This window comes from Bauldia sp., from assembly GCA_037200845.1.
GTDB lineage: Bacteria > Pseudomonadota > Alphaproteobacteria > Rhizobiales > Kaistiaceae > DASZQY01.
Map to the genome: position 1 here is coordinate 825875 of JBBCGQ010000001.1, position 25936 is coordinate 851810.

A 25936-nucleotide genomic window follows, 5' to 3' on the forward strand; every position below is an offset into this window, starting at 1 on the left:
CATCCTTGTTGAAACATCACGCTCCAACAAACTCCACTTGAGCCCCCCCTTGCGGGAAGGCCAAAACCGCAAAGCGGTTTTGGGGAGGGGTGTCTCTCCTCCCAATGCGTTGAGCCTGCCGCACCGCGCCTTGCCAGCACCGCAACCGCAAGGCTAGCCTCCGCGGCTTTTTCACGCCGCTGGGGAGGGGCGCCGCATGGCCAGTCACGGAAAGAACGCCGATCACCTCGGCCGCGCCCGCGAATTGCTGGCGCGCATGACGCAGACCGAAAAGGTCGCGCAGCTCCGCTCCGTCTGGCTGGCCTACGATCACAAGGCCGGCGACTTCATCCTCGATCCGTCATTCCCGCAAGGCAGTGACCTCAAGACCGCCCTGAAGGACGGCATCGGCCACTTCACGCGCCCCTACGGCACCAGCCAGGTCACCTTCAAGGACGGCGTCCGCGCGCTGAACGCCACGCAAAAATTTCTGGTCGAGGAGACCCGCCTCGGCATCCCCGCCATCGCGCACGAGGAGTCGCTTGCCGGCCTGATGGCGCTGGAGGGCACGCAGTTTCCCGCCGCGCTCAATCTCGGCCAGACGTGGGACCCCGATCTCGCCTTCCGCATCGCCGACACCATCCGCCGCCTGATGCGCAGCGTCGGCACGCATCAGTCGCTCGGCCCCGTCTGCGACGTGGTGCGCGACGCGCGCTGGGGCCGCGTCGAGGAAACCATCGGCGAGGACCCGTATCTGGTCGGCGCCATGGTCACCAGCACCGTGCGCGGCCTGCAGGGCGAGTCGCTCGCCGACGGCGTCGTCTCGACGCCAAAGCATTTCGCCGGCCACAGCTACGGCGAAGGCGGCCGCAACCACGCGCCGGTCCACGTCGGCGTCCGCGAGCTGACCGATATTTTCCTCACCCCCTTCGAGATGGCGGTGAAGAAGGCCAACGCCCAGTCGATCATGTCCTGCTACCACGACATCGACGGCGTGCCGGGCACCGCCTCGCGCTTCCTCCTGACCGAGGTGCTGCGCGACCGGTGGGGCTTCGAAGGCACCGTCGTCTCCGATTATTTCGCCGTCCGCTTCCTCGAGACGCGCCACCGCATCGTCGCCGACACGGCCGATGCCGCCGGCCGCGCCCTCCACGCCGGCATGGACGTCGAGCTGCCGTGGTCGGATTGCTACACCGAGGGCCTCCCGGAAGCCTTGAGGCGCGGCAAGATCACCCAAGCCGAGATCGACCTGTCGTGCGAGCGCATCCTCGCCCAGAAATTTGCGCTGGGACTGTTCGAGCAGCCCTACGTCGAGGAGCGGACGCAATACGTCCTGCAGGGCGACCGCGACGTCAATCGCGAGGCCGCCGAACATTCCATCGTGCTGCTCAAGAATGACGCCATCCTGCCGCTTGCGGGGCGGAAGAAGATCGCGCTGATCGGCCCCGGCGCCGATGACCAGCTCGCCCTGTTCGGCAACTATCATTTCCCGGTCACGCAGCGTTGGGGCGGTGCCGGCCGCACCGTCCCCGTCGTCGCCAAGACGCTGAAGGCGGAGATGGAAGCCGAGTTCGGCGCCGCCAACATCGCCTACGCGCAAGGCTGCAACGTCCTGCCCGACACCAATCAGCGCACCGTCTATTTCGAGAACGGCGAGCCGATGGCCGATCCTTCGAAGCCGCTGCTCGATCTCTCCACGGCCGGCATCCCCGCCGCCGTCGCGCTGGCGAGAGAGAGCGACATCGCCATCGTCGCGGTCGGCGACCGCGCCGGCCTGTGGGCGACCGGCACCGTCGGCGAGGGCTGCGACGTCGACGACCTGCGCCTCCCCGGCGTCCAGGCCGATCTCGTCGAGGCGATCCTCGCGACCGGAACGCCGACCGTCGTCGTGCTGCTCGCCGGCCGCCCGTACGACCTGACCGACATCGCCAACCGCGCCAACGCCGTGATCTTCGCCGGCTTCCCCGGCGAGGAAGGCGCAGGCGCCATCGCTCGCGTGCTGTCCGGCAAGGTCAACCCGAGCGGCAAGCTCACCGTCACCTTCCCGGCGACCGCCGGCTCGCAGCCGATGTTCTACAACCGCAAGATCCTCTCCGCCGGCCTGCCGCGCGCCGAGTACTACAACGCGGTCTATCCCTTCGGCTTCGGCGCCAGCTACACGACCTTCGCCTACGCCGACCTCAAGCTCGACAAGCGCGACTGGCCGGTCGGCTCCCGCCTGTCGGTCTCCTGCACCGTCACCAACACCGGCAAGGTCGCCGGCGATGAGATCGTGCAGCTTTACGTCAGCGATCCGGTGGCGAGCATCGTGCGCCCGATCATCGAGCTGAAAGGCTTCCGCCGTGTGTCGCTGAAGCCCGGCGAATCCCGCCGCGTCACCTTCGATCTGCACGCCGACCTCATGTCCTTCACCGGCGAGGATCTCCGCCGCGTCGTCGAGCCGGGCGAGGTCCGGATCAAGCTCGGCGCCTCGTCCGCCGACATCCGCCTGGAGGCCACGGTGCAGATGACCGGTGTGATGGCCTTCACTCCGCCGGACCGCGAGATGTTCGCCCATGTGTCCGACACACCGTTTCCCGCCTAGGAAACGGCCAAATCCCGCCGATTTGAGACTGCCATTCCGGCAGTGTTGCAGCCATGTCCCACCGGCCGAACAAAGACGCCGGCCAATGGCGTCCGCGCCCCGTACGCATTAAATTCGCCTGAATTGTCTTCCCAATATTCCCGGGGCGTGCGGACTGTTCAGCGGATCACCATGACCATTCATCGTATAGTTTCGGGCGGCGTCAGCGCCGTCGTCGTTGCCATGTCCCTCGGCCTCGCGGCCGCGCCGGCGCGCGCCGACAATCCCTTCTCCCAGCTCGTCGGTCAGTGGAACGGCAAGGGCACGGTCACCTACGCCAGCGGCACCAAGGAGCGCCTGACCTGCCGCGTGCGCTACGACCAGAACGCGTCGGACACCATCCTCCAGACGCTCCGCTGCGCCAGCGACAGCTACAAGTTCCAGATCAACGCCTTCTATCGCAACGCCGACGGCAAGCTGAACGGCCACTGGGAGGAACTCACCCTCCAGATCTCCGGCTCGATCTCAGGCGACGTAACGTCGGCCGGCAAGATCACCGGCAACCTGCACGGCCCCGGCTTCGAGGCCACGGTTCTCGTCGACACCAAGGGCGACGAGCAGACGGTAAGCATCGCCGCCGAGAACCAGGACATCCGCCAGGTTTCGGTGTCGGTGAAGCGGTAGCCGATAGCGCCCCGTCACCCTCTTTCTCTAGTCTCGCTGCGCTCGCTAAGAGAAAGAGCCCTCTCCCACCAGGGGAGAGGGAACATGCTGCGCTGTCCATGTGTCCCCTCTCGCCTTGTGGGAGAGGGCTCCGCCTCTTGAGAGCGAAGCGAACTAGAGGCGAAGGGTGAGGGGGCCGCTGCCTCCTTACCGGGCGGTCGCCACGCCGCAGCGCACCACGACGTTCATTTGAACGTCGCGCGCGAGTTCGCCAAAGTCAGCCGCGGCGATTCGCTTGGGGGGTTGGGGCAATGGCATCCGGTTCGGATGATGAGCACTCGGGCGTCGGCATTGCGCTGGGTGTCGAGAAGATCGGCCTGCTGTCGCTGAAGAGCCCGATCGTCGCCGCCGTCGTTGCGATCCTCATCTCCGTTGCCGCCGTCTTCGGCCTTGCGCGCATCAAGGTCGACGATTCGCTCAGCCAGTTGTTCCGCTCCGACTCCGCCGAGTTCAAGCAGTACGAGGAGGTGACGCGCCGCTTCCCCTCCGCCGAGTTCGACGTGCTGGTCGTGGTCGAGGGCGACATCCTCGATCGCGACGCGCTCTCCGCGCTTCGCGAAATGACCACCGATCTGCAGCTCATCGACGGCACCAAGAGCATCATCTCGCTCTTCTCGGCGCGCCAGCCGCCCGATGCCGGCGGCGTCCCCGAGCCGCTTTTCCCGGAAGACCTGCCCGCCGATCCCGCCGCCTACAAGGCGCTCACCGATCGCGCCCTCAACAACGACATCATCCGCGGCAAGCTGCTCTCCGAGGATGGCTCGCTGGCGCTGATCGTGCTGGCACTCGACCCAACCGTTGTCGATGGCAAGGCGCTCGGCGACGTCGTCGGCGAAATCCGCAAGACCGTCGACGACGACCTCGCCGGCACCGCCGTCCGCGGCCGCCTAGCCGGCGTCCCGGTCATGCAGCTCGAGATCCGCAACGCGGTCGAAAAGGATCGCGTCGTCTACAACCTGCTCGGCTTCATCGCCGGCTGCGTCATCGCGGTCATCTTCTTCCGCCGCGTCTCGTTCATGCTCATCGCCGCGGCGCCACCGCTGCTCGCCATGCTGTGGGCGCTGGGCGCGCTCGGCTGGCTCGATTTCCGCCTCAACATGTTCCTCAACATCATGACGCCGCTGATCATGGTGATGGGCTTCTCCGACTCGATGCAGTTGACGTTCGCCTACCGCGACCGCCTGCTTGCCGGCCAGCCGAAATACGAGGCGATGCGCGGCGCGCTCCTCGTTGTCGGGCCGGCCGTGGTGCTGACCTCGCTCGCCGCCGCGCTCTCCTTCGTCGCGCTCATGCTTTTTTCGAATTCGAGCCTCATCCGCATCTTCGGCATGGCCGGCGCCATCTCCGCCGGCGTCGCCTTCCTGTGCGTCATCCTGCTGGTGCCGTTGCTCGGCGTCCTGCTCGTGCGCAACGAGGCGAGCTTCGCCAGCAAGGTCGCGGCCAGCGACGTCGGCGTCAACGCGCTGCGCTCGTTCTGCTACTGGATCGCCGGCAGGATGGCCCGCCATCCCGTGCCCTACAGCATCATCTCGATCGTCGCGGTGCTTGGCCTCGCCTTCCTCTATTCCAGCCTCGACCCGCGCTATCGCCTCGCCGATCAGGTGCCCGACAAGCAGCAGGCCGTCGCCGCCTCGCAGTCGCTGGATGAGAAGCTCGCCGGCGCCAACCCGATCGACGTGCTGATCCGCTTCCCCGCCGGCGCGCAGCTTTACGATGACGAGACGCTCGCCGTGATCGCCGAGGCCCACGCCGTCGTCGAGAAGCAGGCCGGCGTCGGCAACGTCTGGTCGCTCGAAAGCCTGCGCCGCTGGCTCGCCGAACAGGCCGGCAAGCATGACGTCGAGACCTTGAAGGAATACGTCAGCTACCTGCCGATCGATCTCGTCCGCCGCTTCGTCTCCGCCGAGGGCGATTCGGTCGTCGTCTCCGGCCGCATCCCCGACAAGGACGCCAGCGCGCTGCTCCCGGTGATCACCGAGCTCGACGCGGCGCTGCAGAAGATCCACGACGCCCATCCCGGCTATACGCTATCGGTCACCGGCCTCTCGGCGATCGCCGCGCGCAACAGCGCCACCATGATCGGCGAGTTGTCGAAGGGCCTCACCATCGAGATGGCCTTCGTCGCGGTGCTGCTCGGCCTCGCCTTCCGCTCGGTGTTCGTCGCCGCGGTCGCGGTCCTCCCCGGCATCTTCCCGATCGTCATCGCCGGCGGCGTGCTCTGGTATTTCGGCCAAGGCCTGCAGTTCGCCTCGATCGTCGCGCTGACGGTCGCCTTCGGCCTGGGCCTCAGCGCCACCATCCACTACCTGAACCGCCTGCGCCTCGAGTACCGCCCCGGCGAAGACCCGGAAACCGGCGTCCGCCGCGCCACCGCGCTTGTCGGCCCGGCACTCATCCTCACGTCGCTGGTGCTCGCCTTCGGCCTCGGCGTGACGATCTTCTCCGACCTGCCGTCGCTGCGTCTTTTCGGCTGGCTCGGATCGTTCACCCTTATCGCCGCACTCGCCGGCGATCTGCTGATCCTGCCGTCAACGGCGGTCTTCTTGCGCCGCCTGATCCGCAAGGCGAGGGGCACGGACCACGCGCCGGTCAGCCCGGCAGCTTGAAATGGCGCGCGTCACCGGCATCGGCGGTATCTTCTTCCGAGCCCGCGCACCCGAAGCGCTGGCGGCCTGGTATCTGACCCACTTCGACATCACCTTTCCGTGGAATCAGGACGCCGGCCCCACGGTCTTTGCGCCCTTCAACGAGAAGACCGACTATTTCCCCGCGGCCAAGCAATGGATGATCAACCTCCGCGTCGACGACATCGACGCGGTCGTTGCACGCCTCAAGGCAGCCGGTATCGCGGTAGAGACGCGTGCCGAATGGGACACGCCCGACACCGGCCGTTTCGCCCGCATTGCCGATCCCGATGGCAACCCGGTCGAACTCTGGCAACCGCCTGCCTAGGAAGACGGCCGAGGCCGCAGTGCCTCACATATTCGGATAGTTCGGTCCCCCGCCGCCCTCCGGCGGCACCCAGTCGATGTTCTGGTTGGGATCCTTGATGTCGCACGTCTTGCAGTGGACGCAGTTCGCCGCGTTGATCACGTACTTCGGCCCGTCCGCGCCCTCGACCCACTCGTAGACGGCGGCGGGGCAATAGAGCGCCGAGGGCCCGTCGTAGACGCGGAGCTCCGATTCCTTCTGCAACTCCATGTCGCGCACCTTGAGGTGCACCGGCTGGTCCTCCTCGTGCAGCGTGTTCGACAGGAACACCGACGACAGCCGGTCGAAGCGCACTACGCCGTCGGCCTTGGTGTATGGGGCAGGGGGCGCGGCGACGCCGGCCTCGGTCGCCGCATGGTCCTCGCCGCCGTGCGGCAGCGTGCCGAACAGCGAGAAGCCGAAAGTATTGGTCCACATGTCGAGCCCACCGAGCGCGATGCCGCGGATCGTCCCGTGCTTCGACCACAGCGGCTTGACGTTGCGCACCGGCGCAAGGTCGCGGCCGATCGCGCTGGTGCGCCAGTTCTCGTCGTAGCCCGAGATTTCGTCATGCGAGCGGTCGTCGGCGAGAGCCACCGCGACGTGGTCGGCCGCCTGGATGCCCGAGAGGATCGCGTTGTGGCTGCCCTTGATGCGCGGCACGTTGACGAAGCCCGCCGCGCAGCCGATCAGCGCCCCGCCCGGGAACGTCAGCTTCGGCACCGACTGGAAGCCGCCCTCGCTGATCGCCCGCGCGCCGCACGCCAGCCGCTTGCCGCCGGCGAAGAGCGGCGCGATCGCCGGATGCGACTTGAACTTCTGGAACTCCTCGAACGGCGACAGGTGCGGGTTCTTGTAGTTGAGATGCACAACGAACCCGACCGCCACCTGGTTGTCGTCGAGGTGATAGAGAAACGAGCCGCCGCCGGTGCGGTTGTCGAGCGGCCAGCCGAAGGTGTGCTGCACCGTTCCCTGCCGGTGGCGCGACGGATCGACCTGCCACAGCTCCTTGATCCCGATGCCGTACTTCTGCGGCTCGCGTCCGAGGTCGAGCCCGAAGCGCCGCGTCAGCCGCTTGGTCAGCGATCCGCGTGCGCCCTCCGCGATCAGCGTGTAGCGCGCATGCAGCGCAATGCCCCGCTGGTAGGTCGCCTTGTGCGATCCGTCGCGCGCCACGCCCATGTCGCCGGTGGCGATGCCGATCACCGCGCCGTGCTTGTCGTAGAGCACCTCGCTCGCCGCGAAGCCGGGGAAGATCTCGACGCCGAGTTCCTCCGCCTTCTTCGCCAGCCACCGGCAGACGTTGCCGAGCGAGGCGATGAAGTTGCCGTGGTTCGACATCAGCGGCGGCATGACGAAATTCGGAATGCGGATCGCGCCCGCTTCGCCAAGCCACAGGAACCGGTCGCGCTTCACCGGCACGGTCAGCGGATGGCCGCCCTCCCGCCGCCACCCGGGCAGCAGCGTGTCGAGCCCGATCGGATCGATCACGGCGCCCGACAGGATGTGCGCTCCCACCTCCGATCCCTTTTCCACGATCGCGACGGTGCAGTCGGGCAGGCGCTGCTTCAGCCGTATCGCCGCGCCCAGCCCCGCCGGCCCCGCGCCGACGATGACGACGTCGAATTCCATCACCTCGCGTTCGGCGCTCATGCGATGGCACTCACGCGCGTGCGCCGCATTTCTTCGTGCAGCCGCTGCACGTCGCCCAGCGCGCACACCTTCGACTGCGGCGTCAGCGCCGTCGCCGCGCCCGCCGCCGTGCCGAGGATCAATGCATCGTCCAGCGTCTCGCCGCGCGACAGCGCCAGCGTCATCGCGCCGACGAATGCGTCGCCGGCGCCGACCGCCGAGCGCGTCTCGACCTTCGGCGCCTCGACGCGCAGCACCTGATCCTCGGTCACGACCAGCGCCCCCGCCGCGCCCATGGTGACCGCGACGATCTCCGCCCGCCCGCGCCTGACCAGATCCTTCGCCGCTTCTTCGGCGGTGGCGTTGTCGAGCCGCCGCCCGACCAGCGCCTCGAGCTCCGTCATGCTCGGCTTCACGAGATACGCGTGGCTCCTCTCCAGCGTGACGCTCAGCCCCGCGCCGGAGGAATCGAGCACGAACCGCGCGCCCTTCTTTGCCACGATGTCGCCGACCTGCGCCAGGATGTCGGTCGGCGCCCCCATCGGCACGCTGCCCGACGCGACGAAATAGTCGAAGTCGGCGGCGCGGATGGCGTCGAGGCAGGCTGCGATCTCCGCCTCGGAAAGCTTTGGCCCGTTCGGGGTAAAGCGGAACTCGTTGCCGGTTTTCCGTTCGAACACGGTAAACGAAATGCGTGTATCGCCCGCGATCGGCACGATCCTGCGCGGGATCGGAATGGCGCCCAGAAGCTCGTCCAGCATCCGGCCCGGAAAGCCGCCCGCCGGGCAGATCACGGTCGCCTGACCGCCCAGTTCGACCACCACCCGCGCGACATTAACCCCGCCGCCACCCGGCTCATATTCCTCGTTCGACGTGCGGATCTTGTGGGTCGGCAGCACGCGGTCCGTCTCGCTCGAAACGTCGATCGCCGGGTTCAGCGAGAGGGTGACGATGGCCATGGCGTGCGGCGACTCCGGTACGGGCGATTCTACCGAGACTACCCGGGAAATTGCCTAGGAAACGAGGGCGTCATGATGACCGGCTGTTTACTGTTTGCAGTGCAGGATGACAGCCATGGGACGGGCCGAAAACGTGTGTGTGTAACCAAGGAAGTAAGCATCGCATGGATGCCGTTTCTCCGAAGTCGTCCGCAGTAGCGGTCGCCGCGCCGCCCCCGCTTGGCCGCATCACCGGTATCAGCGGCTCGGGCGCCGTCGCCCGCCTGTTCAAGGCCAACACCGCCGATGCCGATTCCGCCGTCACCATCGGCCGCCTCATCGGCATTGCTGCCGATACGTCGCTGATCATCGGCGCGGTCGTCCGCATGTCGGTGTCGCCGCCGGCCGCCGACGACCACGAATCGGGCAGCCTCGTCACCGACATCGACTTCATGGGCGAGATCAAGAATTACGGCACCGAGCAGGCTTCTTTCCAGCGCGGCGTGTCGACCTATCCGACCATCGGCAACATGATCCAGCGCCTTGCCTCCGGCGACGTCGCCACCATCCATCACGTCAGCGGCGGCGAGACCATCGAGGTCGGCCGCCTGCGCCTCGACCCGACCGTTCCCGCCTACATCAATTTCGACGAGCTGCTGCGCAAGCACTTCGCCGTCGTCGGCACAACCGGCGTCGGCAAGTCGACCTCGGTCGCGCTCATCCTGCAGGAGATTCTGGCGAAGAAGGCGAACCTCCGCATCTTCCTGATCGACCCGCACAACGAATACGGCCAGTGCTTCGGCGACCTCGCCCATGTGGTCAGCCCGAAGAACCTGATGCTGCCGTTCTGGCTGTTCAACTTCGAGGAGATCGTCGACGTCTTCTTCCGCGGCCGTCCGGGCGTCGAGGAGGAAATGGAAATCCTCCAGGAGCTCATCCCGCTCGCCAAGGCGCAGTTCGCCGCCGGCTCCAAGGGCGACCGCCTGCTGCTTCGCCGCCAGGGCGCCGGCTACACCGCCGACACGCCGGTGCCGTACCGCATCTCCGATCTGGTCAAGCTGATCGACGAGCGCATGGGCAAGCTCGAGAACCGCTCGATCTGGACCAAGTATCACCGCCTCATCGCGCGCATCGAAACGCTCGGCCACGACTCGCGCTACAACTTCATGTTCAACAATCTTTTCATCGAGGACCTGATGGTGCAGGTCCTCGGCGACCTGTTCCGCCTGCCGCTCAATGGCAAGCCGATCACCGTCATCCAGTTGGCCGGCTTCCCGGCCGAGGTGCTGGATTCGGTCGTGTCGGTGATGTGCCGCATGGCCTTCGAGTTCGGCGTGTGGAGCGACGGCGCCGCGCCGCTGCTCGTTGCCTGCGAAGAGGCCCACCGTTACGCCCCGGCCGACAAGAAGCAGGGCTTCGGCCCGACCTTGAAGGCGCTGTCGCGCATCGCCAAGGAAGGCCGCAAGTACGGCGTCTTCCTCGGCTGCATCACGCAGCGCCCGGCCGATCTCGACGCGACCATCCTGTCCCAATGCTCGACGGTCTTCGCGATGCGCCTTTCCAACGACCGCGACCAGGCGATCATACGTTCGGCCGTGCCCGACGCCGGCTCAAGCCTCGTCGCCTTCCTCCCGTCGCTGGGAAATCGCGAGGGCATCGCCTTCGGCGAAGGCGTGCCGCTGCCCACCCGCTTTCGCTTCAAGGACGTGCCCGCTGATCGCCGCCCGCGCAGCCAGTCCGGCAACCAGGTGCAACTCGACGCAAGCGGCGAGGTCGACGCCGATTTCATCCATGCGGTCGTCGACCGCTGGCGCGAGGCAACCACCACCAACCAGCGCCCGCGCACCTCGCTGATGGGCATGGACGCCGACGGTATCCCCGAAAATTTCGACGACGGCCTGGGCGCGCCGCTGATCCCGCGCAAGGGCGCCGGATAGGGGCGAGAGACCCTCACCCCTCGCCTCTAACTCGCTGCGCTCGCAAGAGCCGAAGACCTCTACCCGTTGCGGAGAGGGGACGATGCTTCGCCGGCAGTTTGCATGCCGCTCCGCAGGTAGAGGAAATGTGCTCGCCGTCAGTTGTCCCCTCTCCCCAAGGGGGAGAGGGCTGCGCCTCTTGAGAGCGAAGCGAACTAGAGGCGCAGGGTGAGGGTGGTCACGCCCTCAAAGCGCGCACCGCCCGCTCCACCCCGCGTATCTCCGCAATCCCCTTGAGCCGCCCGAGATACGAATACCCCGGATTGGCATTCTTCACCGGATCAGCCGCAAGCAGATGCCCGTGGTCCGGCCGGAAGGGAATCGCCGCCCCGCGCCGCGCCTCCTCATCCAGCACGGCCGCGACGATCGCAACCATGTCGGCGTCGCCCTCGAGATGCTCGTCCTCATAGAACGACCCCGCCGCCTGCCGCGTCACGTTGCGCATGTGGAGAAAATGAATGCGCGGCGCGAACCGCGTCACCATGCGCACCAGATCGTTGTCGCCGCGCGATCCATACGACCCGACGCAGAACGTCAGCCCGTTGGCGATGCTGTCGACCGCACCGAGCAGCGCCGCCGCATCGTCCTCGGTCGACACCACCCGCGGCAACCCGAACAGCGGCATCGGTGGATCGTCGGGATGGATGGCGAGGCGAATCCCCATCTCCTCCGCCACCGGCACCACCTCGCGGTGAAAATCCGCAAGGCTGGCGCGGAGATCCGCCGGCGTCATCCCGGCATAGTCCCGGAGCAGCGCAAGAAACGCCGCGCGGTCGTAGCCGAAGTCCGAGCCGGGCAGGCCGGCGAGGATGATCTTCTCCAGCTCCGCTTTCCGCGCCTCGCCCATCGCCGCGAACCGCGCCTCCGCCTGCCGCACGACGTCGGCGTCATAGTCGCTGTCCGCACCCTGCCGCCCGAGCACGAATGCGTCGTAGGCAACGAAGTCGACGACATCGAATCGCAGCGCCAGTCCCGACTTCAGCGGGTAGGCCAGTTCGGTCCGCGTCCAGTCGACGATCGGCATGAAGTTGTAGCAGACGGTCCCGATCCCGGCCGCGCCGAGCGCCCGGAGCGACGCCTTCCACGCCTCGACGTCGCTCCGCCAGTTCGCCGTCCGCGCCTTGATCGCGTTGGTGACCGGAATGCTTTCCACCACCGACCACGTCAGTCCCGCCGCCGCGATCATCGCCTGCCGCTCGGCGACAGCGTCAACGGTCCACGCCGTCCCGCCGGGGATCTGATGCAACGCCGTGACGATCCCCGTCGCCCCCGCCTCGGCAACATGCTTCAGCGCAATCGGATCCTTCGGCCCGAACCACCGCCACGTCTGTTCCAAGTCGCCCTCCCTCGCTGCGGCGGCATCCTAAGCACGGCGCCGCGAGAGCGCGAAACTTCGGAGGAGGACAGACACCCCTCCCCAAAACGCCTTCGGCGTTTTGACCTCCGCTTGTTGAGCCCTCCTCTTGCGGGAGGGCCAAAACCGCGAAGCGGTTTTGGGGAGGGGTGTGCCTCAACAAACGCCGCCGACAGGCACTGGCCACAGCCATGCCCACGGCCGCGCCAGTGCATCGCAACATGAATCAAAAACCAATCCGCCCTACTGTGCGCGGAGGAGACCGAATCAAATGCTCCGCGCCATCCGCCTGATCCTCATCGGCGTCCCCCTTGTGCTCGGCGCAACGCTGGCCTCGGCGATGGGCCTGACGCTGGTCACCTCGGCCGGCGTCCCGGTCGCGGTCGTGGCCCGCGGCGGCCTTGCCCCGGCGCTGGCGGCAGTGGCCGGCGCCAACGGCGCCATCCTCCAGGTCCGCGGCGACACCGTCATCGCGATTGCCGACGACGCCGGCTTCGTCGCCCGCCTTTATCGTGCCGGCGCCATGCTGGTGGTCCGCGCCGATGGCGGTTGCGGCTTCGCTGCGCCCGTAAAGGCCGCGATCTAGGCTCGCCCCGTTCCGCCCGCTAGGATGCAGCGGCACACGATCGGGCGAGACCAGCTTCCATGCCAAGCCTCCTCTGCTACGGCGACTCCAACACCTGGGGCTCCGCCACCGTTACCCGCCCCGACGGCCGCTACGGTCCGGCCGAGCGCTGGCCAGGCATTGTGCGCGCCGCGCTTGGTCCCGCCTGGCTGGTGACGGAGGAGGGGCTCGGCGGCCGCACCACCGTCAGCGACGATCCGGTCGAGGGCGCCGAGAAGAACGGCCTAGCCTACCTGCTGCCCTGCCTGCTGAGCCACAAGCCGCTCGACGTCATCGTCATCATGCTCGGCACCAACGACCTCAAAGCGCGCTTCAACAAGTCGCCGTGGGAGGTCGCCGCCGGCATGGCGAAGCTGGTCGAGCTGGCGAAGCAGCCGCAGTTCGGCCGCGCCGGCAAGCCGGCCGAGATTCTGGTCGTGTCGCCGCCGCCCTTCCTGCCGCTCACCGAGGCCCACGCCGAGATGTTCGCCGGCGCCGTCGAGAAGTCGCCGCATCTCGCCGCCGAGTTCCGCAAGGTCGCCGCCACCGCCGGCCTCCGCTTCTTCGACGCCGGCAGCGTCATCAGGTCGAGCAAGGTCGACGGCTTCCATCTCGACCCCGACGCCCACGCCGCGCTGGGCAAGGCGATCGCCGCCGAAGTTACAAGGATCGCGCTGTGAGAGTCGGGATCGTCGGTGGCGGCATCGTCGGCTCGGCCGCGGCAGCCTGGCTGCTCGCCGACGGCGTCGATGTCACCGTCTTCGAGCGCGACCCCGAAGGCCGCCCGGCTTCCACCGGCAATGCCGGCCTGCTCAACCTGCCGGAAATCTCGCCGCTCGCCCGGCCCGCCATTCTGGCGTCCGTGCCCGGCTGGCTGCTCGATCCGCTGGGGCCGTTGACGCTGCGCGCCCGCGATCTCCCGTCGCTGACGCCGTTCCTGGCGCGTTTCGTCTGGTCCGCGCGCCCGGCTCAGGTCGAGCGCGCCACCGAGGCGCTCGCCTTCATCATGAAGACCGCGCTGATCGACCATCAGGAGCTCGCCCGCCGCGCCAACCTGCCGATGTACATGCGCCGCAACGGCGCCATCTACCTCTACGACACCGAGGCCGCGTACCGCTCCGCGCAGGCCGAGTGGCAGGACCGCGGCCGCCACGGCGCCGAGTACGAGGAGATGTCGATCGAGGACGCGAAAGCGATGGTGCCCGCCCTCGGCGGCGGCTTCGAGCGCGTCGTCTTCACGCCCGACCAGTGGTCGGTGACCAGCCCGCTCGAGGTGCTGCTCGGCCTCCGCGATGCCGTCCGCGCCCGCGGCAAATTTCTGACCGGCACGGTCACCGACATCCGCCCGGAAGGCGACGGCGTCGCCGTCGTCACGAAAGACGGCGCGGCCAAATTCGATCGCGTCCTTCTCTCTGGCGGCGTCTGGTCGCGCGATCTCGTCCGCAAGCTGGGCTTGCGCGTCCTGCTCGAGGCCGAGCGCGGCTACAACACGACCTACCCCGATCCCGGCTTCAGCATCACGGTGCCGGTGTTCCTGTCCAGCCACGGCTTCGTCGTCTCGCCGCTGAACGATGGCCTGCGCGTCGGCGGCGCCGTCGAGCTCGCCGCCGTCGATGCGCCGCCCAATTTCGCCCGCGCCGCCGCCATGCGGAAGAAGGCCCGGCGCTATTTCCCCGACCTGCCGGAGGAGGGCGGCCGCGAATGGATGGGCGCCCGCCCTGCCACGCCCGACTCGATGGCGGTCATCGGCCCCTATCCGAAGGATCCGCGCGTCGTCTTCGCCTTCGGCCACGGCCACCTCGGCCTGACCCTGTCGGCCGCCACGGCGCGTCACGTCGCCGGCTTGCTCACCACCGGCCGGCGTGAAAAGAATCTCGAACCCTTCGGCATCGAGCGCTTCCAATGAGCCGCCAGACATTTTTCTGCATCGACGCCCACACGGCGGGCAATCCGGTCCGCGTCGTCGCCGGCGGCGGCCCGCCGCTCAGGGGCGCCGACATGAGCGAGAAGCGCCAGCATTTCGTCCGCGACTACGATTACATCCGCACCGGCCTGATGTTCGAGCCGCGCGGCCACGACGTCATGTCCGGCTCTATTCTCTACGAGCCGATCCGCGAGGACAGCGACGCCGCCCTCATCTTCATCGAGACCAGCGGCTGCCTGCCGATGTGCGGCCACGGCACTATCGGCACCGTCACGGTGATGCTGGAGGAGGGGCTGGTGAAGCCGAGGGTCGAGGGCAAGCTCCGCCTCGAGGTTCCCGCCGGCATCGTCGATGCCGAATACACGCGCGACAACCACGGCAACGTCGTCGACGTGCGCATAAAGAACGTGCCGTCGTTCCTCTACATGACCGATCTCACCGTCGACGTGCCTGATTTCGGCACGATCAAATTCGACGTCGCTTACGGCGGCAACTTCTACGCCATCATCGAGCCGCAGGAGTCGTATCGCGGCCTCGACGACTTCACCGCCTTCGACATCCAGAAGCTGTCGCCGGTTGTCCGCCGCCTGATCAACGAGAAATACAAATTCGTCCACCCGGAGAACCCGACCATCACCGGCCTCCGCCACGTGCTGTGGGCGGGCAAGGCGAGGGACCCGCGGGCGGACGCCCGCAACGCCGTCTTCTACGGCGAAAAGGCCATCGACCGTTCGCCCTGCGGCACCGGCACCTCCGCCCGCATCGCGCAATTGGCGGCGCGCGGCGACCTCAAAGTCGGCGACGACTTCGTCCACGAATCGATCATCGGCAGTCTGTTCTACGGCCGCGTCGAGTCCGCTACCAAGGTCGGCGGCTACGACGCCGTCGTCCCGTCGATCGCCGGCCAGGCCTGGATCACCGGCCACAACACCATCTTCCTCGACGACCGCGATCCCTTCGTGAAAGGCTTCTCCGTCCTGTAAGAAAGACGGGGTATCACGCTTCCATGCCTGCTCCGCGCTTCGCCTTCGGCTCGTTCGTGCTCGACGAACACGGCACCCTGTCGCGGAGCGGCTCGCCCGTTTCGCTGAGCAGCCGCGCCATCGCGCTGCTCCGTGCGCTGCTGGCCGCGAACGGCACGCCGGTGAGCAAGGCCGCGCTGATGGACGCCGCCTGGCCGGGCGCCAACGTCGAGGAGAGCAACCTCACCGTCCAGATCGCTGCGCTGCGCAAGGCGCTCGGCGCCTCGTCCAGCAACGAGGACTGGATCGCCACCGTGCCCCGCGTCGGCTACCGCCTGGTGCACGCCCCCGCGGCGGAAGCGGAGGCGGCGGAAGAGAAGCCCGCCATCGCCGTGCTGCCGTTCACCAACATGAGCAGCGACCCCGAGCAGGAATTCTTCGCCGACGGCCTCGCCGAGGATCTGATCAGCGACCTGTCGCGCGTGCCGGGCCTGCTGGTCATCGCGCGCAATTCGTCGTTCACCTACAAGGGCAAGCCGGTGAACCTGCGCACCGCCGCCGAGGAACTCGGCGTCCGCTACATCGTCGAGGGCAGCGTCCGCCGCGCTGCCACCCGCGTCCGCATCAGCGCGCAGTTGATCGACACCGCCGACAACCGCCACATGTGGGTCGATCGCTTCGATCGCGACCTCGCCGATGTCTTCGCCCTGCAGGACGAGATCGTCGGCCGCATCGTCAATGCGCTCGCCGACGTGCTGCCCGGCGGCGGCGATCCCGTCGCCAGCCGCCGCGCGACGAATCTCGAGGCTTACGACCTCACCGTTCGCGGCCGCCAACTGGTCACACAGACGCCGGAGGGCAATCGCACCGGCCGCCTGCTGCTCCAGCGCGCTATCGAGCTCGATCCGGAATTCGCGGAGCCGTATGCCTGGCTGGCGCTCAGCCATGTCTGGGGTTGGGCCTTCTGGGGCGAGGACATGAAGGCGCAGGCCGTGCTCGCCCGCAAGGATGCCGAGCGCGCCATTGCGCTCGATCCCGACGGTACCGATGCCCGCTGGGTGCTCGGCTATGTCCTGGCCTACGGCGGCGATCTCGCCGGCGGCATTGCCGAGTTCGCGACGACGCTGCGCGACAATCCCAACAATGCCGACGCCTGGACGATGCTCGGCGAGCTGAAGGTCCATGAGGGCGATGCCCTCGAGGCCATCGCGTGCCTGGACCGCGCGCTCCGCCTCAATCCGTTTCCGGGCAGCGCCTACTACTGGTCGCGCGGCTGGGCCGAATACGGCGCGCGCCGCTACGAGGATGCGGTGCAGACGCTGCGCAACGAACCGGTGCGCCGCACGGCCGCGCAACGCATTCTCGCCGCGAGCCTCGCGGAGCTCGGCCGGATGGATGAGGCGCGGGCCGAGGCGGCGGCGTTCATGGCCGCCAATCCGCACTTCACCATCAGCCAGTGGGCGAAGGCGCAGCCCTTCACCAGCGAGGCCGACCGCAAACACTATGTCGACGGCTACCTGAAGGTCGGGCTGCCGCCATAGAGCGGCGGGAGCGGGCAGGGGAACCCGCTCCCGTGCTTGCCGGTTAGCGCGGGCCGCCGAACGAGACGCCGGGAGCCTTGGTGTCCGTCACGTCGAACCAGATCGTGCCAAGCCCATTGGCCGAGGACGGCGCCATCACGAAAATCTTGGCGGAAGCGAACTGATCGGCCATCGCGGTCGCGAGGGCGGGAGCGGCGGCAACGCCGACGACGGCGACAGCGGCGGCGGCGAGCGAGAGCTTGGTGCGGGTAGTCATGGGGGTGATCCTCCGTTTGGCCCGGTCCATCAGCGGACCGTGATTTGGAGGATCGCGAAATGCGCCGTTCCGGTCCTGAAGCCGGCCCGGAAAGATTCCGAATTGTTAGGAACCGCGGCCGGCCCTAGTGGACCGTGACGTCCTGGTGCGGATGGTGGCTGTGCAGGAGACGCCGCGCGGCGCCGTTGGCGAGCGAGGGGACATGGCCGAAAATCGCCGCCTTGGCGAGCAGCCGCTCGTATTCGCCATCGACCGCCTCAACGATCTCGCCGCGCTCGATGGCGACGAAATCCTTGGCGATGGCATCGACGATCGACGCCTTTATCTGCTGCTTGTGCAGCGGGTCCTTGGGATCCAGCGTAAGCATGGGCGTAGGCTCCTGTGTTCGCCTCTCGCCCCTCATATAGGTACGCTGACGGCCCGATCGCGTTGATTTGGATCGCGTCCGGCCGCGCAGAGGTCATGGCTGGCCTGTGTTAAAGGCCGTAGCGCCCGAGGTCCGGCCGTGTCTGCACCGCCGCCGTCACCAGCGCCTCGACCCGCGCCTTCTCCGCACCTTCCAGTTCCAGCCGCGGCGCCCGCACCGTGGTCGCCGTGCCGCGCACCACGTGCTCGGCCAGTTTGATGTTCTGGACGAAGCGGTGCGACACGTCGAGGTGCAAGAGCGGCATGAACCAGCGATAGATCTCGCGCGCCTCGGCGATGCGCCCGGCCTTGACCAGATCGTGGATCGCCACCGTCTCGCGCGGGAAGGCGCAGACCAGGCCCGCCACCCAGCCGACGGCGCCGAGCATGATGCTCTCCAGCGCCAGGTCGTCGACGCCGGTGAAGATCTGGTAGCGGTCGCCGATCAGGTTGTGGATGTCGGTGATGCGCCGCACGTCGCCGGACGATTCCTTCACCGCCACGAATTTCGGCTCGTCCGACATCTCGCCCAGCATCTCAGGCGTGATGTCGATGCCGTAGGCGATCGGGTTGTTGTAGATCATGATGTCGAGGTCGCTGGCGTCGGCGACGGCGCGGAAATGCGCGATGGTCTCGCGCGGCGCCGCCGGATAGCGCATCGCCGGCAGCACCATCAGGCCGTCGATGCCGAGCGCCGCGGCCCGCTCCACGATGTTCACCGCCGCGCGCGTCGAATCTTCCGCCACCGTGAGCACGACCGGCGCGCGCCCCGCCGATTCTTCCTTCACCGCCTTGGCGATGGCGATCTTCTCGTCGGCATCGAGCGTCGATGCCTCGCCGAGCGAGCCGCACACCACGACGCCATCAACGCCGGCCTCGATCTGGAAGGAGGCGTCCGCCTTCACCGCGGCAAGATCGACCTCCTGCCGCGGATCGAGCTTGGTCGTGATCGCGGCGTAAACGCCGTGCCAGTCGTTGCGCATTGCCAGTTTCCCCCGTCTCGCCGGTGGCTGTTTCCCAATCCTTACCGGCCTCGGCGGGCGCGATCAATCTCGGGCGTCGCGGTCAGTTGCGGGTCAGCGCGAGGGCGCAGGCATCGGCCGCAGCCCGGTCGGACTCCCGGCCGGCGCCGGACACGCCCAGGTCAGCCTTCAACTCGGCCGCCGCCGGCGAGAGCCGGGTGAGCCGAGCTAGACCGTCGCGTTCTGCGAGAAGAGGTGCACCCGCGACGGATCGAAGATCACCGAGACGTTGTCGCCGGTCTTGGTCGCCGTGTCGCCGTCGTCCTGCACCACGATCTGCCCGGCGTCGGTGCTGACGTACATGATCGTCGCGTTGCCCAGCCGCTCGAGCAGTTGCACCGTGCCGCCGAGCGCCGCCTGCGGATCGTTCGGCCCGCTGAGCCGCACGTGCTCCGGCCGGATGCCGACCTCGACGCTGCCCGGCTTCGCCAGCCCGCCCTGCGTCGTCAGCTTTATCTCGTGCCCGCCCGGCAGGTTGACCACCGCATCCTTGCCCGCCGCCGATTTCGCTTCGGCGTTGACGAAATTCATCGTCGGCGAGCCGATGAACGAGGCGACGAACTTGTTCGCCGGCTTGTTGTAGAGGTCCATCGGCGTGCCGACCTGCGAGATGATGCCGTGGTCGAGCACCACGATCTTGTCGGCGAGCGTCATCGCCTCGACCTGGTCGTGGGTGACGTAGATCATCGTCGTCTTGAGGTCCTGGTGCAGCTTGGCGATCTCGACGCGCATCTGCACGCGCAGCATCGCGTCGAGGTTCGACAGCGGCTCGTCGAACAGGAACACCTGCGGCTCGCGCACCAGCGCACGGCCGATGGCGACGCGCTGGCGCTGGCCGCCGGAAAGTTGCGCCGGCCGCCGGTCGAGCAGCGCCTCGAGCTGCAGCATCCGCGCCACCTCGTTGACGCGCTTGGCCATCACGTCCTTCGGCGTCTTGGCGACGCGCAGCGAGAAGCCGATGTTCTGCCGCACCGTCATGTGCGGGTAGAGCGCGTACGACTGGAACACCATCGCGATGCGCCGCTTGGCCGGCGGCATGTTGGTGACGTCGACGCCGTCGATCAGGATCGAGCCTTCGGTAACGACTTCCAGCCCGGCGATCATGCGGAGCAGCGTGGACTTGCCGCAGCCCGACGGCCCGAGCAGCGCGCAGAACTCGCCTTCGCCGACGGTCAGGTCGAGGTGCTGGATCGCCTCGACGTTGCCGTAGCGCTTGTTCACTCCGCGGAGCTCGACGTTGGCCATGGCAAGGGTCCCTCACGGTCGCAGGCCATCGGCCCAGGTTTTATCATTGCATATCGGCTGGCAACGGTCCGATCAATCCTCGGCGACCCACACGCGCATGTCGCCAGGCTCGCGGTTCGTGTTGAGATAGTAAGGCACCGCCGTCCACGTCGTGGGCTTCCCCGCCGGGCGGTCGGAACGATAGAGCTCACCGCCCCACGCGCCGGCGTCGCTGACCGCGCCTTCGACGACGATGGTGACGATGCCGCCGAAAAGATCGGGCCGCTCGCGCGTCGCCAGCGCCGCCTGCCGCGGCACGCGGAGCACCGAGAGCGGCGCCGGATTATCGACCGCCTCGAAGCAATAGACGAGCGGCCCGCGCCGCAGCGCGACGCGGCCGCTGTCGGCCGCCACCGCCGGGTGGGCGTAGATCCGCTCCGCCGCCATCGGCAGGTCGAGGTCGACCGTGTCGCCCGGGTTCCAGGTGCGGCGGATTTCGAGGTAGCCGCGCACCAGATTGCCGGAAAGGTCGATGCCGGCGCCGTTGATCCGCGCCCTGGCGTCGCGCGCATAGGCCGGGATGCGCAGGCGCAGCGTGAATTCGCCGGCCTCCACCGGGTCGATCGTGATGTTGATCTTGCCCGACCACGGATAGTCGCTGATCTCCTTGATCGAAACCGCCCGTCCGCCGACTGAGACCGTCGCCGAAGCGCCGCCGTAGAGGTGGATCGCGATGCCGTCCTCGGCGACCGAGTAGAACAGCCCGCCGACCGAGGCGACGAGCCGCGCGATGTTGGTCGCCGCGCCGGGATCGCTGCTCCACGCCCAGCGCTGCCGCGTGGCGTCGGCGGCCAGCGGATTGGTGTCGAAATAATGCTCGCCGTCGCGCGACAATCCGGCGAGGGCCCCGTTGTAGAGCGCCAGCTCCAGCACGTCGGCGTACTTGCCGTCGAGCTCCAGCGTCAGCATCCGCTTCGCCCAGTGGACCAGCGCCACCGCGGCGGAAGTCTCCGCCCGCGCCGTCTCGTTGGGGAGCACGCGCGCCGGGCCGAAGGTGCCGTCGGCGTTCTGCCCGACGCCGCCGGTGACATACATCTGGTTGCCGGTGACGTCGGCCCACAGCGCCTCGACCGCGCGCTGCAGCGATCCGTCGCGCCGCTCGCCGGCAAGGCACGCCATCGCCGCGTACATGGTGAAGGCGCGCGTTACGTGGCCGACGGCGGTGTCTTCGTTGCGCACCGGCCGGTGCGACTGGTTGAAGCTGTAGCTGCCGCGCGCGAACGGCTTGTCTTCGTCGCCGCGCGCCAGCGCCTCGATCGCGAAATAATTCGGCAACTGCCCGCGCGCGTCGATGAAATACGACGCGAAGTCGAGATGCTTCTCGTCCTTGGTGACGCCGTGCAGCCGGATCAGCGCCAGCTCGATCCCCTGATGCCCGTCATAGCCATGCTTCTGCTCCTCGCCCGGCCCGAAGGTCGCGCCGATGTGCGCCGCGAGCTTCAGGATCGGCTCGATCAGCGTCTGCTCGCCGGTCGCCTGGAAATGCGCCACCGCCGCCTCGATCAGATGGCCGGCGACGTGCAGCTCGTGGTCGTCGCGAAGGTTCGTCCAGCGCTTCTCCGGCGCGCGCGCGATGAACCACGTGTCGAGGTAGCCGTCCTCCAACTGCGCCTTGGCATAGAGCCCGGCGATGGTCTCGATCTGGCCTTCCATCGTCGGCTGGCGGCGGAAGGCCAGCGCATAGCTCGCCGCCTCCAGCCACTTGCCGATCTCGGCGTCCCACAGCACCTGCGGCGTGAAGCCGTGCTCGTCGGCCGGAAGGCGGATATCGGGCGGCGGCTTGGCGACGGCGAGCTGCTCGAACATCCCGGCCGCTTCCATCGCCGCGTGCTGGTACGGAATCGTACGCGTCAGCACCGTTTCCAGCCGCTCGCGCCAGAAATCGCCTTCGATGCTGACGGTGACGAAACTGACCGGTGCGTGCTGCTGCATTCCCCCCGACTCTCTCAGCCCGGGGCGAGGCTAGCACGCCACAGCCGCGCCGCTACTCCCTTGCCGGGAAGAGAAAAGTGACAATGAGCAGCGCCGGCCCGAGCGTCAGCGCGACGTCGGCGACGTTGAAGACGAACAGCGTCCGCTCGCCGAAATGGAGCAGCAGGAAGTCGACCACCGAGCCGAGCCGCACGCGGTCGATAAGGTTGCCGAACGCCCCGCCGACAATCAGCGCGAAGCCCGCGGCAGCGAGTCTGCCGCCGTCGGTCGAGCGCACCCAGAAGCCGCCGACGACGACGATGATGACCAGCGTCATGACGATCAGCGGCATGCCCGAGCCCGACAGAAACGAAAACGCGATGCCGGTGTTCTCGACGCGGTAGAGCGTCAGGATCGGCAGCAGGTCGATCGCCGAGCCCATCGGCAACTCGGCCACCGCGATCAGCTTGGCGATCTGGTCGAGCACCACCGTCACCACGATGATCGCGACGCCGAGGAAGGAGAGGGGACCCGCCGGCCGCCCGCGGCGCCAATCAGCCATCGAGCTTCAGCGCCCCGCGCCGTATCTCGAACAGCATCACCGCGGTCGCCACCGCGAGATTGAGCGAGTCCGCCTTGCCGGCCATCGGAATCTTGACCAGTGTCTTCAGCGCCGCCGAGGTCTCCGCCGTCAGCCCCGCCTGCTCGCCGCCCATCACGAGCAGCACCGGCGTCCGGTACTCGACGGCGCGATAGTCCGCCGTCGCCGCGAGATGCGTCCCGACCACGGTCCCCGACCACGCCGCCGCCAGCTTCGCGAACTCCGCCTTCGTCGCCCGCGCCAGCGGCACCGCGAACACCGAGCCCATGGTCGCCCGCACCGCCTCGACCGAAAACGGATCGACCGTATCGCCGACCAGGATGACGCCCGCCGCGCCGACGGCATCCGCCGTCCGGATGATCGTCCCGAGATTGCCGGGATCGCGCACCGCTTCGAGCGCCACCCACACATCGCCCGCCTTCGGCCGGATTGCCGCCGCCGGCATCAGCTTCTGCTCGAACACGCCGATCACGGTCTGCGGATTATCGCGGCGCGAAATCTTCGCCAGCACCGCCTCGCTCACCGACAGCACCGCACCGCCCTTGGCATGCGTCGACGATGCCAGCCGCGCCACCAGCGGCTGCGCGCCGGCGTTCGCCGCATACATCAAAGTCTTGACCGTCCACCCGGCTTCGACGGCGTCGGCGACAAGCTTCAATCCCTCGGCCACGAACAGCCCGCTCGCCTTGCGATTCTTGGGCAGCGCCAGCGCGCGGATGTCCTTGACGATCGGGTTGGCCAGCGACGTGATCGACTTGACCATGCCAGGCGAGGGCGGTCCGTCACGCATCATGGCAACCCACCCTCGGTCCCAACCCTCCCCTTGCGGGAGGGTCAAAACCGCGAAGCGGTTTTGGGGAGGGGCCGCGCTCGATCCACGCATGCCGCAGTACCCCACCCACCGCGCTACGCGCGGTCCCCCCTCCCCGGAACGGGGAGGGATAAGCGGAGCTCGCCGTGGCAAACTCCAATCCCTCCCCGGAACGGGGAGGGGGGACCATGCGGAGCATGGTGGGTGGGGAACCGCGTCGCGTGCTCACGCCGACCACCGCGAAAACAGCGACGTCGAAAGCTTCCGCCCGCCGCCTTCCTCCTGCAGCACCAGCTCGCCCGACTCGAGCAGCCCGCCGCGCCCGGCGAGCGACTCCGCCGCCAGCTCATCGATCGAATAGAACGAAGCCCGGATCGAGTACGCCGTGAGGATCAGGAACAGCGCCCGCTCCGACAACAGCCCGACGCACGCCGCCAGCAGCGGCCGCAGCGACGTGAAAATATCCCACACCTCGCCGTTCGGCCCGCGCCCGAATTTCGGCGGGTCGAGAATGATGCCGTCGTAGCGCGAACCGCGCCGCGTCTCGCGCTCGACGAATTTCGTCGCGTCCTCGCAGATCCAGCGGATCTTCAAGGCCTCCAGATGCCCGAGCGCCTGGTTCTCCCGCGCCCAGCCGATCGCCTTCTTCGACGCATCGATGTGCGTAACCTCGGCGCCGGCCTTCGCCGCGATGAGCGAAGCGACGCCGGTATAGGCGAACAGGTTGAGCACCTTCACCGGCCGCGCCGCACCGGCGATCAGGTCGCGCATCCAGTCCCAGTGCGTCGCCTGCTCCGGGAACACCCCGACATGGCGGAACGAGGTGAAACGCCCGAGAAAAGGCACGCCGTCGTATTGGATCGGCCACGTCTCGCCGAGCGGCTTCTTGTAGCGCCAGCGCCCGCCGGTATCGCCGCCTTCCTTCTCCTCGTCGCCGATGCCGACGAACTTGGCGTCCGCCGCCTCCCACTCGGCGGCCGGCCGGCGCGGCGTCCACAGGGCCTGCGCCTCGGGCCGCACGATGCGAAACCGGCCGTATCGCTCCAGCTTCTCGCCGTTGCCCGAATCGATCAGCGCGTAGTCGCTCCACCCGCGTGTCTCGAGGATCACGGGGGTTTTCCGCTGGAGCGTCCGGCGTGCGATGGATTCGGTGGCTGTCACCCTTCCTTTTATCTCGCCGGTGCAATGGAGCGCCAGCCGTTGATCCTCCCCCGCAAAGCGGGGGAGGGGGACCGCCGAAGGCGGTGGAGGGGGCGGCCCCCCCTCCGTCGGCTGCGCCGACAGCTCCCCCGTTGCACGGGGGAGGATCGCACCAACCCTTGCCGCGCCCGCGCCCCCCATGCGACCATTGGCTGAGGCCATCCTTCTCGGAAACATCAAAATGGAAATGTCGGGCGAGGTGAAGATCGACGCGCCGCGGACGCAGGTCTGGGCGGCGCTCAACGATCCCGCCGTCCTCAAGGACACCATCCCCGGCTGCACGGCGCTGACCAAGGTCAGCGACACGGAGATGACCGCGACCGTCGACACCAAGGTCGGCATGGTACGCGCCACCTTCAACGGCAAGGTGACGCTGTCCAACGTCAACGCGCCGCTGTCCTACACGATCACCGGCGAGGGCAAGGGCGGCGTCGCCGGCTTTGCCAACGGCGGCGCCGACGTCAAGCTTATCGAGGACGGCGACCAGACCATCCTGCGCTACACCGCGCGCGGCCAGGTCGGCGGCAAGCTTGCCCAGATCGGTGCCCGCCTGATCGACGCCACGGCCAAGCAGATGGCCGACCAGTTCTTCGCCAATTTCGCTGAGCGCGTCACCGAAGGTCCGCTGCTGCGCGCCGAGCACGCCGTCGAGCATGCGGTCGAGGACGCCGCCCACGCCGTTGCCGAAGTCGCCAAGGAAGGCGAGGAGGAAGTCGAGAAGGCCGCCGTCCGCGGCTTCCTCGGCGGGCCGATGATGTGGGGAATGCTGATCATCCTCGCCGGTGTCATCGTCGTATTGGTGGCGACCTGGTGACGGCAGTAGCCCTCACCGTAAACGGCAAGGCGGCCTCGGCCGAGGTCGAGGACCGAACGCTGCTGGTTGAGCTACTCCGCGAAAAAACTCGGCCTCACCGGCACGCACATCGGCTGCGACACGTCGCAATGCGGCGCCTGCCTCGTGCTGATGGACGGCGTCGCTGTCAAGTCGTGCACCGTGCTGGCCCGCCGCGCCGAGGGCACGCGCGTCGTCACCATCGAGGGCCTCGCGACCGGTGCCCAGCTTCACCCCATGCAGCAAGCCTTCCACGAGCACCACGGCCTGCAGTGCGGCTTCTGCACGCCGGGCATGATCATCAGCGCCGTCGACATGGTCCGCCGCCTGGGCAACGACCTCGACGACGCGACCGTCCGCCACGAGCTCGAAGGCAACATCTGCCGCTGCACGGGCTACCAGAACATCGTCAAGGCGATCGCCGCCGGCGCCGCCGCGATGCGCTGAC

22 protein-coding genes and 1 pseudogene are annotated in these 25936 nt (G+C 67.9%); 12 read left to right on the forward strand and 11 right to left on the reverse strand.

Annotation, left to right across the window (positions count from 1 at the left end; translation table 11 throughout):
* Positions 1-196 precede the first annotated feature (196 nt).
* From WDM94_03990 to WDM94_04005, 4 genes are all read left to right on the forward strand, one after another.
* On the forward strand, positions 197-2563 hold the full coding sequence (locus WDM94_03990; GenBank protein MEJ0011788.1) for a glycoside hydrolase family 3 N-terminal domain-containing protein: 2367 nt from the start codon (positions 197-199) through the stop codon (positions 2561-2563).
* A 171-nt stretch (positions 2564-2734) separates the two neighbouring features.
* Positions 2735-3226, forward strand: coding sequence for a hypothetical protein (locus tag WDM94_03995; GenBank protein MEJ0011789.1), 492 nt, complete (start codon positions 2735-2737; stop codon positions 3224-3226).
* A gap of 290 nt (positions 3227-3516) precedes the next feature.
* Positions 3517-5871, forward strand: a complete 2355-nt coding sequence (locus WDM94_04000) for an MMPL family transporter (protein ID MEJ0011790.1) — start codon at positions 3517-3519, stop codon at positions 5869-5871.
* 1 nt (position 5872) lies between these two features.
* On the forward strand, positions 5873-6217 hold the full coding sequence (locus WDM94_04005; protein MEJ0011791.1) for a VOC family protein: 345 nt from the start codon (positions 5873-5875) through the stop codon (positions 6215-6217).
* A 24-nt stretch (positions 6218-6241) separates the two neighbouring features.
* Here WDM94_04005 and WDM94_04010 read toward each other — a convergent pair whose 3' ends face one another.
* Together WDM94_04010 and WDM94_04015 are read right to left on the reverse strand one after the other, a co-directional pair.
* Positions 6242-7888, reverse strand: coding sequence for an electron transfer flavoprotein-ubiquinone oxidoreductase (locus WDM94_04010; GenBank protein ID MEJ0011792.1), 1647 nt, complete (start codon positions 7886-7888; stop codon positions 6242-6244).
* Entirely contained in the window at positions 7885-8826 is a 942-nt protein-coding gene (locus WDM94_04015) for a 1-phosphofructokinase family hexose kinase (protein ID MEJ0011793.1), read from the reverse strand. The genes WDM94_04010 and WDM94_04015 overlap by 4 nt, the downstream gene beginning before the upstream one ends.
* 164 nt (positions 8827-8990) lie before the next feature.
* On the opposite strand from WDM94_04015, the gene WDM94_04020 reads away from it, so the two are divergent.
* Entirely contained in the window at positions 8991-10742 is a 1752-nt protein-coding gene (locus WDM94_04020; protein ID MEJ0011794.1) for a DUF87 domain-containing protein, read from the forward strand.
* 217 nt (positions 10743-10959) lie between these two features.
* Here WDM94_04020 and uxuA read toward each other — a convergent pair whose 3' ends face one another.
* On the reverse strand, positions 10960-12117 hold the full coding sequence (gene uxuA, locus WDM94_04025; GenBank protein ID MEJ0011795.1) for a mannonate dehydratase: 1158 nt from the start codon (positions 12115-12117) through the stop codon (positions 10960-10962).
* A gap of 289 nt (positions 12118-12406) precedes the next feature.
* Between uxuA and WDM94_04030 the strand changes: the two genes are divergently transcribed.
* Genes WDM94_04030 through WDM94_04050 form a run of 5 tightly spaced genes read left to right on the forward strand, consistent with a single transcriptional unit; the run spans position 12407 to position 17166 of the window.
* Positions 12407-12721: a hypothetical protein gene (locus WDM94_04030; protein MEJ0011796.1), complete on the forward strand. Its 315-nt coding sequence runs from the start codon at positions 12407-12409 to the stop codon at positions 12719-12721.
* Between the two features lie 59 nt (positions 12722-12780).
* A complete protein-coding gene (locus tag WDM94_04035; GenBank protein MEJ0011797.1) occupies positions 12781-13419 on the forward strand; it encodes an SGNH/GDSL hydrolase family protein in 639 nt (212 codons plus the stop codon).
* Positions 13416-14645, forward strand: coding sequence for an FAD-binding oxidoreductase (locus WDM94_04040; GenBank protein ID MEJ0011798.1), 1230 nt, complete (start codon positions 13416-13418; stop codon positions 14643-14645). Before WDM94_04035 ends, WDM94_04040 begins: the two co-directional genes overlap by 4 nt.
* The gene (locus WDM94_04045) at positions 14642-15646 is read left to right on the forward strand and encodes a 4-hydroxyproline epimerase (protein MEJ0011799.1); all 1005 of its coding nucleotides are present in this window, start codon (positions 14642-14644) and stop codon (positions 15644-15646) included. The genes WDM94_04040 and WDM94_04045 overlap by 4 nt, the downstream gene beginning before the upstream one ends.
* Positions 15647-15669: 23 nt before the next feature.
* Positions 15670-17166, forward strand: a complete 1497-nt coding sequence (locus WDM94_04050) for a winged helix-turn-helix domain-containing protein (protein ID MEJ0011800.1) — start codon at positions 15670-15672, stop codon at positions 17164-17166.
* 43 nt (positions 17167-17209) lie between these two features.
* On the opposite strand, the gene WDM94_04055 is transcribed toward WDM94_04050, so the two are convergent.
* The 8 genes from WDM94_04055 to WDM94_04090 all read right to left on the reverse strand — a co-directional run bounded on the left by WDM94_04055 (position 17210) and on the right by WDM94_04090 (position 24629).
* Complete coding sequence (locus WDM94_04055; protein MEJ0011801.1) at positions 17210-17422, reverse strand: hypothetical protein; 213 nt, start codon at positions 17420-17422, stop codon at positions 17210-17212.
* Between the two features lie 124 nt (positions 17423-17546).
* Positions 17547-17789 (reverse strand): hypothetical protein, encoded by a 243-nt coding sequence (locus WDM94_04060; GenBank protein ID MEJ0011802.1) that lies wholly within the window; start codon positions 17787-17789, stop codon positions 17547-17549.
* Between the two features lie 109 nt (positions 17790-17898).
* A complete protein-coding gene (locus WDM94_04065; GenBank protein MEJ0011803.1) occupies positions 17899-18810 on the reverse strand; it encodes a dihydrodipicolinate synthase family protein in 912 nt (303 codons plus the stop codon).
* A gap of 207 nt (positions 18811-19017) precedes the next feature.
* A complete protein-coding gene (locus WDM94_04070) occupies positions 19018-20094 on the reverse strand; it encodes an ABC transporter ATP-binding protein (protein ID MEJ0011804.1) in 1077 nt (358 codons plus the stop codon).
* Positions 20095-20166: 72 nt separating this feature from the next.
* On the reverse strand, positions 20167-22065 hold the full coding sequence (locus tag WDM94_04075; protein MEJ0011805.1) for a beta-L-arabinofuranosidase domain-containing protein: 1899 nt from the start codon (positions 22063-22065) through the stop codon (positions 20167-20169).
* Between the two features lie 52 nt (positions 22066-22117).
* Entirely contained in the window at positions 22118-22606 is a 489-nt protein-coding gene (gene lspA / locus WDM94_04080) for a signal peptidase II (GenBank protein MEJ0011806.1), read from the reverse strand.
* Positions 22599-23438: an RNA methyltransferase gene (locus WDM94_04085; GenBank protein MEJ0011807.1), complete on the reverse strand. Its 840-nt coding sequence runs from the start codon at positions 23436-23438 to the stop codon at positions 22599-22601. The genes lspA and WDM94_04085 overlap by 8 nt, the downstream gene beginning before the upstream one ends.
* Before the next feature lie 243 nt (positions 23439-23681).
* Positions 23682-24629, reverse strand: a complete 948-nt coding sequence (locus WDM94_04090) for a class I SAM-dependent methyltransferase (GenBank protein ID MEJ0011808.1) — start codon at positions 24627-24629, stop codon at positions 23682-23684.
* 208 nt (positions 24630-24837) lie between these two features.
* Between WDM94_04090 and WDM94_04095 the strand changes: the two genes are divergently transcribed.
* Positions 24838-25470 carry a carbon monoxide dehydrogenase subunit G gene (locus tag WDM94_04095; GenBank protein MEJ0011809.1) on the forward strand — a complete coding sequence of 211 codons (633 nt, stop codon included), beginning with the start codon at positions 24838-24840 and terminating at the stop codon, positions 25468-25470.
* Positions 25467-25935, forward strand: a pseudogene (locus WDM94_04100) ((2Fe-2S)-binding protein). Before WDM94_04095 ends, WDM94_04100 begins: the two are co-directional and overlap by 4 nt.
* Position 25936: the final 1 nt, after the last annotated feature.

What these genes read in the sequence shown, in the direction of transcription:
- WDM94_04000 (MEJ0011790.1), top strand. Translation starts at nt 3,517, where the DNA reads ATGGCATCCGGTTCGGATGATGAGCACTCGGGCGTCGGCATTGCGCTG.
- WDM94_03995 (MEJ0011789.1), top strand. Translation starts at nt 2,735, where the DNA reads ATGACCATTCATCGTATAGTTTCGGGCGGCGTCAGCGCCGTCGTCGTT.
- WDM94_04060 (MEJ0011802.1), bottom strand. Translation starts at nt 17,789, where the DNA reads ATGCTTACGCTGGATCCCAAGGACCCGCTGCACAAGCAGCAGATAAAG.
- WDM94_04020 (MEJ0011794.1), top strand. Translation starts at nt 8,991, where the DNA reads ATGGATGCCGTTTCTCCGAAGTCGTCCGCAGTAGCGGTCGCCGCGCCG.
- WDM94_04075 (MEJ0011805.1), bottom strand. Translation starts at nt 22,065, where the DNA reads ATGCAGCAGCACGCACCGGTCAGTTTCGTCACCGTCAGCATCGAAGGC.
- WDM94_04065 (MEJ0011803.1), bottom strand. Translation starts at nt 18,810, where the DNA reads ATGCGCAACGACTGGCACGGCGTTTACGCCGCGATCACGACCAAGCTC.
- WDM94_04070 (MEJ0011804.1), bottom strand. Translation starts at nt 20,094, where the DNA reads ATGGCCAACGTCGAGCTCCGCGGAGTGAACAAGCGCTACGGCAACGTC.
- WDM94_04045 (MEJ0011799.1), top strand. Translation starts at nt 14,642, where the DNA reads ATGAGCCGCCAGACATTTTTCTGCATCGACGCCCACACGGCGGGCAAT.
- WDM94_04095 (MEJ0011809.1), top strand. Translation starts at nt 24,838, where the DNA reads ATGGAAATGTCGGGCGAGGTGAAGATCGACGCGCCGCGGACGCAGGTC.
- WDM94_04055 (MEJ0011801.1), bottom strand. Translation starts at nt 17,422, where the DNA reads ATGACTACCCGCACCAAGCTCTCGCTCGCCGCCGCCGCTGTCGCCGTC.
- WDM94_04030 (MEJ0011796.1), top strand. Translation starts at nt 12,407, where the DNA reads ATGCTCCGCGCCATCCGCCTGATCCTCATCGGCGTCCCCCTTGTGCTC.
- WDM94_04005 (MEJ0011791.1), top strand. Translation starts at nt 5,873, where the DNA reads ATGGCGCGCGTCACCGGCATCGGCGGTATCTTCTTCCGAGCCCGCGCA.
- WDM94_04010 (MEJ0011792.1), bottom strand. Translation starts at nt 7,888, where the DNA reads ATGAGCGCCGAACGCGAGGTGATGGAATTCGACGTCGTCATCGTCGGC.
- WDM94_04085 (MEJ0011807.1), bottom strand. Translation starts at nt 23,438, where the DNA reads ATGATGCGTGACGGACCGCCCTCGCCTGGCATGGTCAAGTCGATCACG.
- WDM94_03990 (MEJ0011788.1), top strand. Translation starts at nt 197, where the DNA reads ATGGCCAGTCACGGAAAGAACGCCGATCACCTCGGCCGCGCCCGCGAA.
- WDM94_04050 (MEJ0011800.1), top strand. Translation starts at nt 15,670, where the DNA reads ATGCCTGCTCCGCGCTTCGCCTTCGGCTCGTTCGTGCTCGACGAACAC.
- WDM94_04015 (MEJ0011793.1), bottom strand. Translation starts at nt 8,826, where the DNA reads ATGGCCATCGTCACCCTCTCGCTGAACCCGGCGATCGACGTTTCGAGC.
- lspA (MEJ0011806.1), bottom strand. Translation starts at nt 22,606, where the DNA reads ATGGCTGATTGGCGCCGCGGGCGGCCGGCGGGTCCCCTCTCCTTCCTC.
- WDM94_04035 (MEJ0011797.1), top strand. Translation starts at nt 12,781, where the DNA reads ATGCCAAGCCTCCTCTGCTACGGCGACTCCAACACCTGGGGCTCCGCC.